At 72.2% G+C, this 14,325-nt stretch carries 16 protein-coding genes; 9 read left to right on the top strand and 7 right to left on the bottom strand.

What is annotated here, in order from left to right:
* Positions 1-42: 42 nt before the first annotated feature.
* Both AB0I49_RS04500 and AB0I49_RS04495 read right to left on the bottom strand, forming a co-directional pair.
* Positions 43-1,395 (bottom strand): HTTM domain-containing protein, encoded by a 1,353-nt coding sequence (locus AB0I49_RS04500; RefSeq protein WP_363225323.1) that lies wholly within the window; start codon positions 1,393-1,395, stop codon positions 43-45.
* Positions 1,392-2,057, bottom strand: coding sequence for a DUF5819 family protein (locus tag AB0I49_RS04495; protein WP_363225322.1), 666 nt, complete (start codon positions 2,055-2,057; stop codon positions 1,392-1,394). Before AB0I49_RS04495 ends, AB0I49_RS04500 begins: the two co-directional genes overlap by 4 nt.
* Before the next feature lie 298 nt (positions 2,058-2,355).
* Here AB0I49_RS04495 and paaA point away from each other — a divergent pair, with 298 nt between their 5' ends.
* From paaA to AB0I49_RS04465, 6 genes are all read left to right on the top strand, one after another.
* Complete coding sequence (gene paaA, locus AB0I49_RS04490; protein WP_363225321.1) at positions 2,356-3,321, top strand: 1,2-phenylacetyl-CoA epoxidase subunit PaaA; 966 nt, start codon at positions 2,356-2,358, stop codon at positions 3,319-3,321.
* The gene (paaB, locus tag AB0I49_RS04485) at positions 3,318-3,611 is read left to right on the top strand and encodes a 1,2-phenylacetyl-CoA epoxidase subunit PaaB (RefSeq protein WP_363225320.1); all 294 of its coding nucleotides are present in this window, start codon (positions 3,318-3,320) and stop codon (positions 3,609-3,611) included. Before paaA ends, paaB begins: the two co-directional genes overlap by 4 nt.
* Positions 3,608-4,342, top strand: coding sequence for a 1,2-phenylacetyl-CoA epoxidase subunit PaaC (paaC, locus tag AB0I49_RS04480; RefSeq protein ID WP_363225319.1), 735 nt, complete (start codon positions 3,608-3,610; stop codon positions 4,340-4,342). Before paaB ends, paaC begins: the two co-directional genes overlap by 4 nt.
* Positions 4,336-4,827 carry a 1,2-phenylacetyl-CoA epoxidase subunit PaaD gene (paaD, locus tag AB0I49_RS04475; RefSeq protein ID WP_363128493.1) on the top strand — a complete coding sequence of 164 codons (492 nt, stop codon included), beginning with the start codon at positions 4,336-4,338 and terminating at the stop codon, positions 4,825-4,827. Before paaC ends, paaD begins: the two co-directional genes overlap by 7 nt.
* Positions 4,828-6,012, top strand: a complete 1,185-nt coding sequence (locus AB0I49_RS04470; RefSeq protein WP_363225318.1) for a 2Fe-2S iron-sulfur cluster-binding protein — start codon at positions 4,828-4,830, stop codon at positions 6,010-6,012.
* Positions 6,013-6,089: 77 nt separating this feature from the next.
* Complete coding sequence (locus tag AB0I49_RS04465) at positions 6,090-7,232, top strand: acyl-CoA dehydrogenase family protein (RefSeq protein ID WP_363225317.1); 1,143 nt, start codon at positions 6,090-6,092, stop codon at positions 7,230-7,232.
* A 257-nt stretch (positions 7,233-7,489) separates the two neighbouring features.
* Here the strand turns inward: AB0I49_RS04465 and AB0I49_RS04460 are convergent, their stop codons facing one another.
* From AB0I49_RS04460 to AB0I49_RS04445, 4 genes are all read right to left on the bottom strand, one after another.
* Positions 7,490-7,834 carry a rhodanese-like domain-containing protein gene (locus AB0I49_RS04460; RefSeq protein ID WP_363225316.1) on the bottom strand — a complete coding sequence of 115 codons (345 nt, stop codon included), beginning with the start codon at positions 7,832-7,834 and terminating at the stop codon, positions 7,490-7,492.
* 92 nt (positions 7,835-7,926) lie between these two features.
* Entirely contained in the window at positions 7,927-8,898 is a 972-nt protein-coding gene (locus AB0I49_RS04455; protein WP_363225315.1) for a hypothetical protein, read from the bottom strand.
* Between the two features lie 201 nt (positions 8,899-9,099).
* Positions 9,100-10,500, bottom strand: coding sequence for a DUF2252 domain-containing protein (locus AB0I49_RS04450; protein WP_363225314.1), 1,401 nt, complete (start codon positions 10,498-10,500; stop codon positions 9,100-9,102).
* 84 nt (positions 10,501-10,584) lie between these two features.
* Entirely contained in the window at positions 10,585-11,745 is a 1,161-nt protein-coding gene (locus AB0I49_RS04445; RefSeq protein ID WP_363225313.1) for a hypothetical protein, read from the bottom strand.
* A 216-nt stretch (positions 11,746-11,961) separates the two neighbouring features.
* Here AB0I49_RS04445 and AB0I49_RS04440 point away from each other — a divergent pair, with 216 nt between their 5' ends.
* On the top strand, positions 11,962-12,396 hold the full coding sequence (locus AB0I49_RS04440) for a MarR family winged helix-turn-helix transcriptional regulator (RefSeq protein ID WP_363225312.1): 435 nt from the start codon (positions 11,962-11,964) through the stop codon (positions 12,394-12,396).
* Positions 12,397-12,459: 63 nt separating this feature from the next.
* Here the strand turns inward: AB0I49_RS04440 and AB0I49_RS04435 are convergent, their stop codons facing one another.
* The gene (locus AB0I49_RS04435; protein WP_363225310.1) at positions 12,460-12,819 is read right to left on the bottom strand and encodes a helix-turn-helix domain-containing protein; all 360 of its coding nucleotides are present in this window, start codon (positions 12,817-12,819) and stop codon (positions 12,460-12,462) included.
* Between the two features lie 204 nt (positions 12,820-13,023).
* Here AB0I49_RS04435 and AB0I49_RS04430 point away from each other — a divergent pair, with 204 nt between their 5' ends.
* Both AB0I49_RS04430 and AB0I49_RS04425 read left to right on the top strand, forming a co-directional pair.
* Complete coding sequence (locus AB0I49_RS04430) at positions 13,024-13,692, top strand: NAD(P)H-dependent oxidoreductase (RefSeq protein ID WP_363225309.1); 669 nt, start codon at positions 13,024-13,026, stop codon at positions 13,690-13,692.
* A 175-nt stretch (positions 13,693-13,867) separates the two neighbouring features.
* On the top strand, positions 13,868-14,206 hold the full coding sequence (locus tag AB0I49_RS04425; RefSeq protein WP_363225308.1) for a helix-turn-helix transcriptional regulator: 339 nt from the start codon (positions 13,868-13,870) through the stop codon (positions 14,204-14,206).
* Positions 14,207-14,325: the final 119 nt, after the last annotated feature.

Raw genomic sequence — 14,325 nt, 5'->3', positions numbered from 1 at the left:
GACGCCTCCGCTCTGGACACAGCGCTGCCGCCGGCACACGGTTCAGCCCACGAGCGTCCGGGGCGATGCCTCCCCGTCGCCCGCGCGCTGGGCGGGCAGCGCCGCTCCGCGCACGGCGGGCAGCCGGGCGCGGAGGCCGCCGATCCGGCGTCCCGCCGCCCGCAGGAAGTTCGTCGGCAGGAAGACCGCGTCGGCCGTGATCATCGCGAGGGAGAAGAACGGCAGTCCCAGGAAGAACGCGATGGAGAGGTGCTCGACGATCATCAGCGCCAGCAGCACGTTCTTGATCCGCCGGTTGAACAGCGTGAACGGGAAGGCGACCTGCACGATGACCGTCCCGTAGGTCACCGCCATGGTGATGACCCCGCTGCTGGTGAGGGCGTCGGACAGCGCGGGCCACGGGGAGAAGTAGTCGAGGTGCATCGGGTAGAAGAGCGCGGTGCCGTCCTGCCAGCGGGAGCCCTGGACCTTGTACCAGCCGGCGGTCGCGTAGATCAGGCAGACCTGCACCATGATCACCAACAGGGCGCTGTTGTGCGCGAGATGAGCGAACGCGTCGAGCACGGTGCGCGGCTCCCCCGGCGCGTACCGCCGCACCAGCCACCACGCGGCGTGTACGAGCCACAGGACCCACAGCACCGTCGCCCAGCCGAGGCCGGGAAGAGGTCCGTCCGCCGTCCAGGAGAGGTGGGCGGCGCCGAGGAGCTGGGCCGTCGCCAGGGCGAGGCCCGCCGCCGCCCACAGCACGACGCCGGTCGCATCCCGGCCCGGCCGTCCCCGCTCGCCGTCGCGCCGGGCCCGCCGGGCGTCCAGCGACCACACCTGCCCGCAGCGGGTGAGGACCAGGTACATCGACATCAGGTGGATGACGTTGTCGCCGCCGTCGCCCACGAAGACGCTGCGGTTCTGCATCGACAGCACGCCCAGCATGAACAGGACGGACATCGTGCGGGTGCGCCAGCCGAGCATCAGCAGCGCGCCGGCGGCGATGGCGAGGCAGTAGACGGCCTCGAACCAGAGGCGGCCGTCCGACCACATCAGCGCCGTGAAGGAGTGGTTGTCGGCGACCAGCTGCCGGGCCATGTCCCAGTTCCACGTACCGCCCGGCCCATACAGCTCATGGCGGTGCGGCCACTCGCGGAGCAGGAAGAACAGCCAGGTGAAGGAGAAGCCGATGCGGATGACGGCGGTCTGGTACGGGCCGATGGACGTTCCGGTGACGCGCGCCAGGCCGCCGGTGAGCACACGGTCGAGGCGGACGGTGAGCGGCACGTCGGCGGAGGGCCGTACAGCAGAGGGTCGAGCGTCGGAGTGCTGGACTCCAGAGGGGCGGGCGGAGGAGGGCTGGGCGGCGGCGGACGGCTCGGAGGCCGGCGGCTCGGGGGAGTCGGTCACCGGCTCTTCGCCTCCGGAAGGTCGGCGGTGGTCACCGGCCACCAGCGCAGTTCGTGGTACGCGGTCTTGAGGTCGGTCTTCTCGTCGCTCCAGGACGGCGGAGCGACGTTGGTCGTCGCCGACCGCAGCTGAATCCGCTGCACCCTGCCGCCGTCGCGCTCGGCGCCGAAGCGGAACATCACCACGCGCCGGAGGTACTGCTCGGACAGCTCGCCCCGCAACCCGTTCGGCCGATCCTCCGCGTCGTGGTTGGCGACGTAGGAGTCCCAGGCCCGGCGGAGCTCGTTCTGCTGGGTGTGGCTGGGGAACGGGTTGTGCCGGATGGCCGCGGCGTCCTGCGCGGTGAGATCGACCCAGCCGCCGGTCGCCAGGCGGCCGTCCGCGCGGCGCACCTCGGCCCGCGCCTGCACCGCGACGTTCTGCTGGAGGGGGTTGGGCGCGAAGAGCTTCCAGTTCTGCTCGAACTCCGGATACACGTAGTCATCGACGGCCGCGCCGTGCTTCTTGGTGACCGTGTTCGGGGGTGTGACCTGCAAGAACATCATCGCGATATGGATGGTGGCGGCGACGGTCGCGACCGCGACGCCGAGGGCCACGGCGATGCGGGCGGGCAGGGAGAGCGCGGCGATTCCACGTGCTGGCTCCTGCTCGTCCGGCTCCACACCCGCCCCGATCCCGCGTAACGCCTGCGTCCCCGCGTCCCTGTCGTGTCACGGAACCGTACCCACGCCTCCGTGCAGAGCACAGCACTCCTTCAGTTATCCACAGGCTTGACACCTTACGAGGGCTCGGCACACCATTGAACCGAACGATCGGTCGGTTGGCTGGATGCCCGCGCGACTGCACCACATGCACCACCTGCACCGCCTGCACGACCGCGCGACCGCATCCCCGACCAGCGCCCAGTGACCCGATGACATAGCCAGACGACATAGCCAGTGGAGAGCCAGGGGGCACCGCATGACGACGATGGCGCCGGACACCGAAGCGGCGTACGAGCCGGCCCTGGAAGCGGCGTTCGACGCCACCGTGGCCGCGGACGAGCGCGTCGAGCCGCGCGACTGGATGCCCGACGCCTACCGCGCCTCCCTGGTGCGGCAGATCGCGCAGCACGCCCACTCCGAGATCATCGGAATGCAGCCGGAGGCCAACTGGATCACCCGCGCGCCGTCCCTGCGCCGCAAGGCGATCCTGATGGCCAAGGTCCAGGACGAGGCGGGCCACGGCCTGTATCTCTACAGCGCGGCGGAGACGCTCGGCACGAGCCGCGACGAGCTGCTCGACAAGCTCCACGCCGGCCGCCAGCGCTACTCGTCGATCTTCAACTACCCCACGCTGACCTGGGCCGACGTCGGAGCCATCGGCTGGCTCGTGGACGGCGCCGCCATCACCAACCAGGTCCCGCTGTGCCGCTGCTCGTACGGGCCGTACGCCCGCGCGATGGTGCGGATCTGCAAGGAGGAGTCCTTCCACCAGCGCCAGGGGTACGAACTGCTCCTCGCCCTGAGCCGGGGCACCCCGGCCCAGCACGCCATGGCCCAGGACGCCGTGGACCGCTGGTGGTGGCCGTCGCTGATGATGTTCGGCCCGCCGGACGACGAGTCCTCGCACTCCGCCCAGTCCATGGCCTGGAAGATCAAGCGGCACTCCAACGACGAGCTGCGCCGGCGCTTCGTGGACATCTGCGTCCCGCAGGCCGAAGCGCTCGGACTCACCCTCCCCGACCCGGACCTCGCCTGGAACGAGGAGCGAGGGGCGTACGACTTCGGGCCGATCGACTGGTCCGAGTTCCACGAGGTGCTGCGCGGCAACGGTCCGTGCAACGAACAGCGCATCGCACAGCGGCGGCGCGCCCACGACGAGGGCGGCTGGGTCCGCGAGGCAGCGAGCGCGTACGCCGCCAAGCACGGGGAGGCACGGGTATGACGACATCCGCATCGGGCTGGCCGCTGTGGGAGGTGTTCGTGCGCAGCCGCCGCGGGCTGTCCCACACCCACGCCGGCAGCCTGCACGCGCCGGACGCCGAGATGGCCCTGCGCAACGCGCGCGACCTGTACACCCGCCGCTCGGAGGGCGTCTCGATCTGGGTGGTGCCGTCCGCCGAGATCACCGCCTCCTCACCGGACGAGAAGGACCCGTTCTTCGCCCCGTCCGGCGACAAGCCCTACCGCCACCCGACGTTCTACGAGATCCCCGAGGGGGTGCGGCACCTGTGAGCAGCCCGACCACGGCGAGCGGCCCGACCACGGCGGCCGCGCTCGCCCTCGGCGACGACGCGCTCGTCCTCTCGCACCGGCTGGGCGAGTGGGCCGGACACGCGCCCGTGCTGGAGGAGGACGTGGCGCTGGCCAACATCGCGCTGGACCTGCTGGGCCAGGCGCGGCTGCTGCTCTCCCTCGTCGGCGACGAGGACGAGCTGGCCTACCTCCGCGAGGAGCGCGCCTTCCGCAACACCCAGCTGGTCGAGCAGGAGCGCGGCGACTTCGCGCACACCATCGCCCGGCAGCTGTACTTCTCCACCTACCAGGCGCTGCTGTACGGGCAGTTGGCGGACGGCGAGGGGCCGTTCGCGCCGATCGCCGCGAAGGCCGTCAAGGAGGTCGCCTACCACCGGGACCACGCCGAGCACTGGACGCTGCGGCTCGGCGACGGCACGGCCGAGAGCCACGAGCGGATGCAGCGGGGGCTGGACGCCCTGTGGCGGTTCACCGGAGAGCTCTTCGAGCCCGTCGAGGGGCTGGAGGCAGACGTCGACGCGCTCCGGGAGGACTGGCAGGCGAGCGTCGCCGGCGTCGTGGAGCGCGCCACGCTGACGGTGCCGACCGGCCCGCAGCGCGGCGGCTGGAGCGCGGGCGCCGGGCGGCAGGGCATCCACACCGAGGCGTTCGGCCGGATGCTCGCCGAGATGCAGCATCTGCACCGCAGCCACCCGGGGGCGGCATGGTGACCGACACCGCCCTCGAAGCGGAGCTGCGCGAGCTCGCCGGCTCGGTGCCGGACCCCGAGCTGCCCGTGGTCACCCTGTCCGAGCTGGGCGTGCTGCGCGATCTGCATGTGCTCGGGCCCGGCCGGGTCGAGGTGGAGCTGACGCCCACGTACAGCGGCTGCCCGGCGATAGAGACGATGTCGTCGGACATCGAGCGGGTGCTGCACGACCACGGCATACCGGAGGTCGAGGTCCGTACGGTCCTCTCGCCGCCCTGGACCACGGACGCGATCAGCGCCGAGGGCCGCCGCAAGCTCGCGGAGTTCGGCGTGGCGCCGCCGCGGCCGGTCCCGAGCGGGCCCGTAGCGCTCCGGCTGGCCATCCGGTGCCCGCACTGCGGCTCGACCGACACCACCCTGCTGAGCCGCTTCTCGTCCACGGCCTGCAAGGCGCTGCGCCGCTGCGAGTCGTGCCGCGAACCCTTCGACCACTTCAAGGAGTTGTAGATGGCCGGGGCCCGCCACGGCGCCTTCCACCCGCTGCGGGTGACGGCGGTCGACCGCCTCACCGACGACGCGGTCGCCCTCACCCTCGCCGTCCCCGAGGAGCTGCGCGCGACGTTCCGCTACACGCCGGGCCAGCATGTCGCGGTGCGGCTGTTCGTGGACGACGCGGAGATCCGGCGCACGTACTCGATCTGCGCGCCCGTGACGGACCCGGACGGGCCGCGGTCGCTGCGGGTGGGGGTGCGGCGGGTCGAGGGGGGCGAGTTCTCGACGTACGCGCTCAAGGAGCTGGCCGTCGGCCACACGGTGGACGTGATGGCGCCGGCCGGGCGCTTCGTCCTGGAGCCGCGGGCGGGCCGCTTCGCGGCGCTGGTCGGCGGCAGCGGCATCACGCCCGTGCTGTCCATCGCCGCGACCCTGCTCGCGCGCCGGACCGACGCGAGCTTCTGCCTGATCCGCAGCGACCGCACGGCCGCGTCCACGATGTTCCTGGAGGAGGTGGCGGACCTCAAGGACCGCTACCCCGACCGCTTCCACCTGGTGCACGCGCTCTCCCGCGAGGAGCAGCAGGCCGGCCTGGCGTCCGGGCGGCTGGACGAGGAGCGGCTGTCGTCGCTGCTCCCCGCGCTGCTGCCGGTCGGCGAGGTGGACGGCTGGTTCCTGTGCGGTCCGTACGGGCTGGTGCGGAGCGCCGAGCGGGCGCTGCGCGGGCTCGGGGTCGACCGGCGCCGGGTGCATCAGGAGATCTTCCACGTGGCGGACGGGACAGTCGCGGTGCCGCTGGACGCCGCGACCGGATCCACCACCGCCGGGACCGGATCCACCTCCGTGTCCGGAGCCGCCGCTGGGACCGGAGCCGCCGTCGTGTCCGGAGCCGCCGCCGAGGCCGCCGGGGCGCGGGTGCCCGCGCGCAGTTCGGTCGCCGCGACGCTGGACGGGCGCGGCGGCGAGTGGCCGGTGCGGGACGGGGAGTCGCTGCTGGACGCGGTGCTGCGCAACCGCGCCGACGCTCCGTACGCGTGCAAGGGCGGGGTGTGCGGCACCTGCCGGGCGTTCCTGGTCTCGGGCGAGGTGCGGATGGACCGGAATTTCGCGCTGGAGCCGGAGGAGGTCGAGTCGGGGTATGTGCTGGCCTGCCAGTCGCATCCGGCGACGGAGAGGGTGGAGTTGGACTTCGACCGCTGAACCCCATTCCCAATTCCTGCAACCTGTTCTACCTTGACGACCCGTCAGTTCAGTCGGGGTGTGCGGGAGGACAGGCAGTGGACTTCACCTTCACCGAGGAGCAGCAAGCGGCCGTCGAAGCGGCGGAAGCGGTCTTCTCCGGCGTCGCCCCCGACAGCGTGCCCAGCCCGGCGCTCACCCCGGGCGCCGTCGCCGACGACTTCGACCGGCCGCTGTGGCGCCGCCTGGCCGAGGCCGACCTGCTGAGCCTTCTCCTCGCCCCCGAGCGCGGCGGAGCGGGGCTCGACGCCGTCGCGCTCTGCCTCGTGCTGCGCGAGTCCGCCAAGGTGCTCGCCCGAGTGCCACTGCTGGAGACGAGCGCGGCGGCGCTCGCCCTGGAGACCTACGGCGGCGACGCGGCGCGCTCCGAGCTCCTGCCGCGGATCGGCCGCGGGGAAGCCGTCATCACCGTCGCCTCCAACGGGCGTACGGGCCACGACCCGGCCGAGCTCTCCGTGGAGGCGCGCCGGGACGACGACGGGGGCGACTGGGTCCTCGACGGCGTCCACACCGCCGTCCCCTGGGCCCAGGCAGCGGACTACGTCCTGCTGCCCGCCCACACCGGCGAGGGCCGCGCCGTCCTCGCCCTGCTCCCCCGCTCCCACGACCGCCTCACGCTCGCCGACCAGGTCTCCACCAGCGGCGAGCGGTACGCGCGACTGAGCCTCGACGCCGCACGCGTCCCGGACCAGGACATGATCACGGACGACGGCTGCTGGGAGTGGCTGCGCTGCCTCCTCGCCGCCGGCACCTGCGCGCTGGCGCTCGGCCTCGGCGAGGCCGTGCTGTCCATGACGAGCGACTACGCGGGCAAGCGCGAGCAGTTCGGCTTCCCCATCGCCACGTTCCAGGCCGTGGCCGTCCAGACCGCCGACCGCTACATCGACCTGCGCGCCATGGAAGCCACCCTCTGGCAAGCCGCCTGGCGCCTCGGCAACCCCGCGGCCGGCGGCCCGCTGCCGGCCGCCGCGGACATCGCCGTCGCCAAGATCTGGGCGGCGGACGGGGTGCGCCGTGTCGTGCAGAGCGCGCAGCACCTGCACGGCGGGTTCGGCGCGGACACCGACTACGCGCTGCACCGCTACCACGCCTGGGCCAAGCAGCTGGAACTCTCGCTCGGCCCGGCCGCCGCCCACGAGGAGGCCCTCGGCGACCTCATCGCGGCCCACCCCCTCGGGTAGCGGCAGCCGCTCCTGAACCGATGTGGGGGGGCGCGGAGAACGATGAAGGCCCCGTACTCGCTCACCGAGTACGGGGCCTTCATATGGAGCGCCCGGCAGGCCTTGCACCTGCATTTCCCGCTGGATGGCGGGCGTCTTGCCTTGGACCACAGACGCGCGACTCCCGTTCCGCGAACCGGAGTTGCGTAAATGATCTTACACGGTCTGAGGCGCTGCGGTGACCACGTGCCGCGCGCCCCGGCCGGGCAGGCAGCGGCCTAGATGACCGAGCCGGGGGCGCCCGTACCGTCCGTCACCGGGCGGCCGGCGGCCTCCCAGAGCTGCATGCCGCCGCCGACGTTCACGGCGTCCAGCCCCTGTTGCAGCAGATACTGCGCGACCTGGGCCGACCGGCCGCCGGAGCGGCAGATCACATACACCTTGCCGCCCTCCGGGGCCCGCTCGGTCAGCTCGCCGTAGCGGCCGACGAAGTCGCTCATGGGGATGTGCAGAGCGCCCTCGGCATGACCGGCCGCCCACTCGTCGTCCTCCCGGACGTCCAGCAGGAAGCCGTCGGACGGCACGGACGCCGCGTCCACCTCGGGGACCTGGGCGAAATTCATGGAAACCTCTCTCGGTTCGCGTATCGGGATCGGAGTCGGGATGGAGTCGGAGTCGGTCGAAGCCGGGTCGGCCCGGGTCGGGCCGGAAGAAACTACCCGACCAGCGAGGCCAGATACGCCTCCCGCTCGGCGACCTGGGCCTGCAACCGCTCCGCGATCTCCTCCAGCAGCCGGTCCGGGTCCTCCGGCGCCATCTTGATCATCGCGCCGATCGCGCTGTTCTCCAGCTCCGCCGCCACCGCCGCCAGCAGCTCCTTGCGCTGCGCCAGCCACTCCAGCCGCGCGTACAGCTCCTCGCTCCGGCTCGGCCGCCGCTCCTCGGCCACCGGCCCGGCCGCCCACTCCTCGGCGAGCGTGCGCAGCGCCTTCTCGTCGCCGTCCCCGTACGCGGCGTTGACCCGCACGATGAACGCCTCGCGCCGCTCCCGGTCCGCCTCGTCCCGCGCCAGGTCCGGGTGCGCCTTGCGGACCAGCTCCCGGAAGACGCGCCGCGCCTCCTCGCTCGGCCGCACCCGCTTGGGCGGCTGCACCGGCCGCTCCGTGAGCATCGAGGACGCCTCGGGCGAGAGCCCCTCGGAGTCCATCCAGCCCCCGAACAACTCGTCCACCTGCGGCATCGGCTGCACCAGCGACCGCGCCTCCCGCGCGCGGCGGATGTCCTCCGCGTCACCGGTACGGGCCGCGACGGCCTCCGCGACCAGCGCGTCCAGCTCGTCGAGGCGGGAGTACATCGGGCCGAGCCGCTGGTGGTGCAGGCGGGAGAAGTTCTCCACCTCCACCCGGAACGTCTCCACCGCGATCTCGAACTCGATCAGCGCCTGCTCGGCCGTCCGCACGGCCTGCTCCAGCCGGTCCGTCGCCCGCTCCTCGCCGCCGTCCCCCGAACCGCCGACCGCATCGCCCGAGCCGCCTTCCCCATGGCCCGAGCCGGCGTCGCCAGAAGCGTCACCAGGAGTGGCACCAGAAGTACGGTCGCCCCCCGCACCGGCCGCCCGGCCTGCGGCCGAATCTGCGGAGTGGTCTTCGGCCTCTGGCTGCGCCTGCTCGGCTTCCGGGTTCGTCACCCGTACAGCGTCTCAAACGAGCCGAGGTTTTCCGGTGCCGGGCCGAATTTCCGGACGCGAGAAACCGATGACCGGCGGCCCCGCACCCGGCCCCTACCCCCGACCGCACCCGAGCCCGTACGCACCCGCGCCCCGCCTCAGCCCGTACGCCCCCCAGCACACCCCAGGCCCGCCTACCGTCCGAAGAGCCCGTAAGCCCCCTCAAACCCCCATCTCAGCCGCGATGCGCCCGTCCCGTATCGCCTCCACCAGCTCCGCGTGGTCCGCCTCCGCCCGGTTCGCGTACGCCACCGCGAACGCGGCCACCGCCTCGTCCAGCTCCTCGTTCTTGCCGCAGTACCCGCCGATCAGCCTCGGGTCCACGCTGTGCGCGTGCGCCCGCGCCAGCAGCGCGCCCGTCATCCGCGCGTAGTCGTCGATCTGGCCGGGTTCGAGGGCGGCCGGGTCCACGCTTCCCTGGCGGTTGCGGAACTGCCGGACCTGGTACGGGCGCCCCTCGACCGTCGTCCAGCCCAGCAGCATGTCGCTGACGGTCTGCATCCGCTGCTGCCCCCGCACCACGCGCCGCCCCTCGTGCGCGGCCTCGGGTATCACGAACCCGGCCTTCTCCACATGCGGCGCCAGCGCCGACCGCCTGGCCTCCTTCACCTGGAGCACCACCGCCTCGCCCCGGTGGTCCAGGAGCAGCACCACGTACGAGCGCAGCCCGACGCTTCCCGTGCCGACCAGCCGGAACGCCACATCGTGCACCGCGTACCGGCCCAGCAGCGGCAGCCGGTCCTCCGGGAGCGACCGCAGATACCCGCCGAGCGACTGGGCCACGGCCGCCGCCTCGCCGTCCGGGACCCGCCGCAGCACCGGCGGCGCGTTCACGAACCGCAGCGTGCCGTCCGGGAGTTGCCGCGTCGACTTCTCGGCGAAGCGGGCCCCGGTGTTGCGCCGCGCCTTGTCGGCGACGCGCCGCAGCGCGCCTTGCAGGTCCCGCGCGTCGGCGTGCGAGACGAACTCCTCGTCGGCGACGGCGTTCCACGCGTCGGCGGCGGGCAGCCCGGCCAGCAGCCGCATCGTGCGCCGGTACGCGCCGACGGCGTCCCGCGCCGCGCCGCGACAGGCGTCGCCGTCCGCGCCCGTCTCCCGGCCGGCCAGCACCAGCGACGCCGCGAGCCGCTTGAGATCCCACTCCCACGGGCCGTGCACCGTGTCGTCGAAGTCGTTGAGGTCGATGACGAGCCGGCCCTGCGCGTCCCCGTACAGACCGAAGTTGGCGGCGTGCGCGTCCCCGCATATCTGCGCGCCCGCGCCGGTGACGGGCGTGGTCGACAGGTCGTACGCCATCAGCGCGGACGTGCCGCGCAGAAAGGCGAACGGGGAGACGGCCATCCGCCCGACCCGGATCGGCACCAGCTCCGGCAGCCGCCCGGCATTCGACTCTTGGACCGCCTCGACCGCGCCCGGCCGCCCGGCCCCGATCTCCAGCGCGGCGTGGTCGCGCCGCGCCACGCGCCCCCGCAGCGCCTTCCCCGCCGCCTTCGGCGATTCGGCGCCGCTTTGGCCCTTGCCTCCCAGCCGGGCGAACCCCGGTACGTACGGCAGTCGCGACATCGCGGCCACCTCCCCCTTCACCCCATGGCACAGCGTCACGCAACGTCAACTGTCCATGACCGTACCGCTCCCCACTGACAACGGTCAGACCCCGACCGCCTCCTCCATCTCCTCTTCCGCCCCTTCCTGCTCCTGCCGCTCCCGCGCCTCTCCAGCACCGTCCCGTGCCTGTCCCGAAGCCCCCTCGGCCCGGCCGTCCGCGGCCGAAGAATCCGCGACCGAAGAATCCGCGGCGGACCGCCCGGCACGCCGCGACTCCACCGCCCCCGCCGCGCCGAGCACCGCCAGCGCGGCGACGAGCCACAGCGCCAGCGTCCACACATGCCCGCCCAGCCCGGTGCCGTCGAAGTAGACGAGGCTGCGCGTGCCCTCCAGGAATCCCGCGCCGTTCCAGAAGGAGTGCAGCGCCGCGAAGAACCCGTTCTGCAGCTCGGGCCGGAACACCCCGCCGGAACTCGTGAAGTTGAGCATCACGAAGAGCGCCATCACCCCGAGCGTGGTCCACCGCTTGAGGAAGACGTGCAGGCCGGTGCCGATCAGCAGAATCCCCGCCGAATAGAGCCAGGCCATGCCCCACACCCCCCACAGCCCGCGGTCGACGAGGTGGAAGACCGGCCCCGCGAACAGCGCGCCGATGACGCTGACCACGAGCGACATGCCGGCCGCCAGCAGCGCCCGCAGCCGCATCGGCAGCGCGCCGCCCGCCCCGCCGATCACGGCGACCGAGGCGTACGAGCCGATGCTGACCGCGACCAGCAGGAAGAAGACGCCCTGCCCGGTCGGGTCGCCCTCGGACGACGGCACGACGTCCGTGACCTTGAGCGGCGCGCCCTGCGCCGCGGCGACGGGCGTGAAGACCTTCTGCACGGCGGAGGCGGTGGTGTCCGACCCGGCCGTGGCGACCAGCAGCTCCGGCGCCGCGCCCGCGGCATACGCGCCGAAGACGTCCTGCTGCTTGAGCTGCCGCACCGCCTCGCCCCGGTCGGCGACCGTACGGACCATGAGATCGCCGCCCGACTTGTCGTTGAGCGTCTGCGCCAGCACCCGCTCGGCCGGCCCGGAGCCGACGACCGCCACGGGCAGCCGGTGCGGCGCCGGGTGCGCGAAGGCGCCCAGATAGGCGAATCCCATGCCTACGCACATCAGCAGCGGGGTGATCAGATGGGTGAGGACGTGGCGCAGGGCGGCGGCGTCGCCGGAACGGCGGGCCGGACCGGCCGGAACGGCGCGGTGGGCGGAACTCATGGGCGGCCTTCTCGGACTACTTCCCGGACTTCTGCTCGGGATTTCGGATTTCTCTGACATCGGTCTTCTATGACGTCGGACTTCTCAGACGTCGGTCTTCTCTGACGTCGACGTCGGACTTCTCTAACGGCCGGCCTGGCAGCCGACCCAGTAGTTGGCTTCTACAACTCTTACTTCAGGTTGTACTATACAACCAGCTGAACGAAAGGCAGCCCCGTGACCCATCGAGACGACTCCGTAGAGACGATCCAGCGCGAGATGACCGCGTTCGCCCGACGGGCCCGCGCCACGGCCGCCCGAATGCACCCCGAGCTCTCGCTCGTCTCCTTCACGCTCCTGGCCCACCTGGAGGACCAGCGGGGATGCCGCGCGACCGACCTCGCCGCGCACTACCTGCTGGACAAGTCCACGGTCAGCCGGCAGGTCTCGGCGCTGGAGCGGCTCGGCTTCGTCGAGCGCCGCGTCGACCCCGACGACCACCGCGTACAGGTGCTGCACCTCACGGCCGCGGGCGCCGAGATGCTCGGCAACGTCACCGCCAGCCGCCGCGTCGCCTTCCACGAGCGCCTGGCCGACTGGGACGAGGCCGACCTCGACCGCTTCGCCTCCTACCTGCTGCGCTACAACGCCGCCCAGGAAGCGATGGAGTGAGCGGCTCACCGGAGGACCCCGAAGCCCCGAAAGCCCCCGAAAGTCCCTGAAAGCCCCGCGGGGCTACTGCGGCCGCCCCGGACACCCGCCCCCGTCGGCCAGGTGCTCCTCCGCCCACCGCCCCAGCTCCTTGAGCGCGGGCTCCAGCGCCTCGCCCGCGGCGGTCAGCCGGTAGGCGACGCGCAGCGGCGGCCCGGCGTCGACCTCCCGCAGCACCAGCCCGGCCCCGGCCAGCTCCGTGAGCCGGTCCGAGAGCATGCGCTCACTGATCCCCGGAATCGCCCGCCGCAACTCGGCGAAGTGCACCTCCCCCGGCATCAGCGTGGCCACGATCAGCCCCGTCCAGCGCTTGCCGAACAGCTCGAAGACACGCGTCATCCCCACATCGACGCTCTTGCACTGCTGCTCCCCACGGTCCGCCATACGGACAGGGTACTGCTTTCCCGTATGGGACTGTAGAAAAGTAAGCTGCTGTGCTATCAATAGTTACGCACGCGGAACCGGGCAAGCACCAACCGGGCAAGCACCGAACCGCACCGGCGCCGAACCGCGTCAACGCAGATCCGCGCCACCACCGACACCACCGACACCACCATCCACCCACGCCCAACCCGCTCTGGAGCCCCCATGGCCACGCTGCTGCACATCGACTCGTCCGTCTTCCCCGCCGAGTCCTCGGCCTCCCGCACCGTCACCGCCGCCTTCCGCGACGCCTGGCTGGCCGAGCACCCCGACGGCACGGTCGTCTACCGCGACCTCGACGCCGCCCCGGTGCCGCACTTCGACGCCGTCGCCGCGTCCGCCGGCTCCGTCGACCCGGCCGAGCGCACCCCCGCCCAGCAGGCCGCCGCCGCCCTGCGCACCGAGCTCGTCGAGGAGCTCGAAGCCGCCGACGCGATCCTCATAGGCGCACCCATGTACAACTTCACGATCCCCTCCACGCTCAAGTCCTGGCTGGACCAGGTGATCATCATGGGCCGCACCGCGGGGGACAAGCAGCCCATCGCGGGCACCCCGATCACCGTCGTCGCCAGCCGCGGCGGCTCGTACGCCCCCGGCACCCCGCGCGAGGGCTTCGAGTTCGTGCAGAACTACCTGGAGAAGGTGTTCACCATGTTCGGCGCCGAGGTCGACTTCATCGTCCCGGAGCTGACCCTCGCCCACGTCAACCCCGCGATGGCCGACCTCGTGCCGCTCGCGGAGAAGTCCCGCGCCGCGGCCCTCGAAGCCGCCGCCGCGAAGGGCCGGGAACTGGCCGCCCGCCACGCCGACTCCGCTGCGCAGCCGCAGAGTTGAGAATGACCGAAAACCGTCGGTCACCCCGTAGCCGCTGGTCAGCGCGGGGTGGCGGGCGGTGATCGGCGACGGTGGCGCAATCTTTAGCTGAAACTAAGCTTTTAGCCATGCCTAAAGGTGGCATCCTTCTAGAGACGAGGACGCCAGAGTCCACCTAGCTTCTTGGGGGTACGCCATGGCCTGGCGAAACAGTGCCGAGCACGGTCGTGCCGCGGAGCTGGCGGGCGCCCGTCTGGCGAGACAGGCCACGGCGTCCCTGGCCGGGCTGCTCGCGGAGCGCGGCATGACCCGCAAGGACCTGGCCGACTGTTTGGGAGTATCCCCCGGACGGGTCAGTCAGATCCTCTCCGGCGACGAGAATCTCACCCTGCGGTCACTGGCCGCGGTCGCGGAGTCCCTCAACGCCCATGTGGAGATATCGTTCTACGACCCTTCGCCGACGGATAATCCGAACGCGACGGCATCCGTGCCCGAGGCCGATCCTGCCCGGCGCTTCGTGCCGACCTACCGCTGAGCACCTGCCGCCAGCCGCAGCCGCAGCCGCAGCAATACGGGCTTACGGGCTTACGGGCTTACGGGCTTACGGGCTTACGGGCTTACGAGCATGGCCGTCCGGGCTCACCCACGTCCGGA

It is taken from the genome of Streptomyces sp. NPDC050617 (assembly GCF_040654795.1).
Lineage (GTDB): Bacteria > Actinomycetota > Actinomycetes > Streptomycetales > Streptomycetaceae > Streptomyces.
Note: the sequence above shows the minus strand (reverse complement) of the source record. Positions and strands in the feature narration are given on the sequence as shown.

What these genes read in the sequence shown, in the direction of transcription:
- AB0I49_RS04445 (WP_363225313.1), bottom strand. Translation starts at nt 11,745, where the DNA reads ATGAGTTCCGCCCACCGCGCCGTTCCGGCCGGTCCGGCCCGCCGTTCC.
- paaA (WP_363225321.1), top strand. Translation starts at nt 2,356, where the DNA reads ATGACGACGATGGCGCCGGACACCGAAGCGGCGTACGAGCCGGCCCTG.
- AB0I49_RS04470 (WP_363225318.1), top strand. Translation starts at nt 4,828, where the DNA reads ATGGCCGGGGCCCGCCACGGCGCCTTCCACCCGCTGCGGGTGACGGCG.
- AB0I49_RS04450 (WP_363225314.1), bottom strand. Translation starts at nt 10,500, where the DNA reads ATGTCGCGACTGCCGTACGTACCGGGGTTCGCCCGGCTGGGAGGCAAG.
- AB0I49_RS04425 (WP_363225308.1), top strand. Translation starts at nt 13,868, where the DNA reads ATGGCCTGGCGAAACAGTGCCGAGCACGGTCGTGCCGCGGAGCTGGCG.
- paaB (WP_363225320.1), top strand. Translation starts at nt 3,318, where the DNA reads ATGACGACATCCGCATCGGGCTGGCCGCTGTGGGAGGTGTTCGTGCGC.
- AB0I49_RS04435 (WP_363225310.1), bottom strand. Translation starts at nt 12,819, where the DNA reads ATGGCGGACCGTGGGGAGCAGCAGTGCAAGAGCGTCGATGTGGGGATG.
- AB0I49_RS04460 (WP_363225316.1), bottom strand. Translation starts at nt 7,834, where the DNA reads ATGAATTTCGCCCAGGTCCCCGAGGTGGACGCGGCGTCCGTGCCGTCC.
- paaD (WP_363128493.1), top strand. Translation starts at nt 4,336, where the DNA reads ATGGTGACCGACACCGCCCTCGAAGCGGAGCTGCGCGAGCTCGCCGGC.
- AB0I49_RS04430 (WP_363225309.1), top strand. Translation starts at nt 13,024, where the DNA reads ATGGCCACGCTGCTGCACATCGACTCGTCCGTCTTCCCCGCCGAGTCC.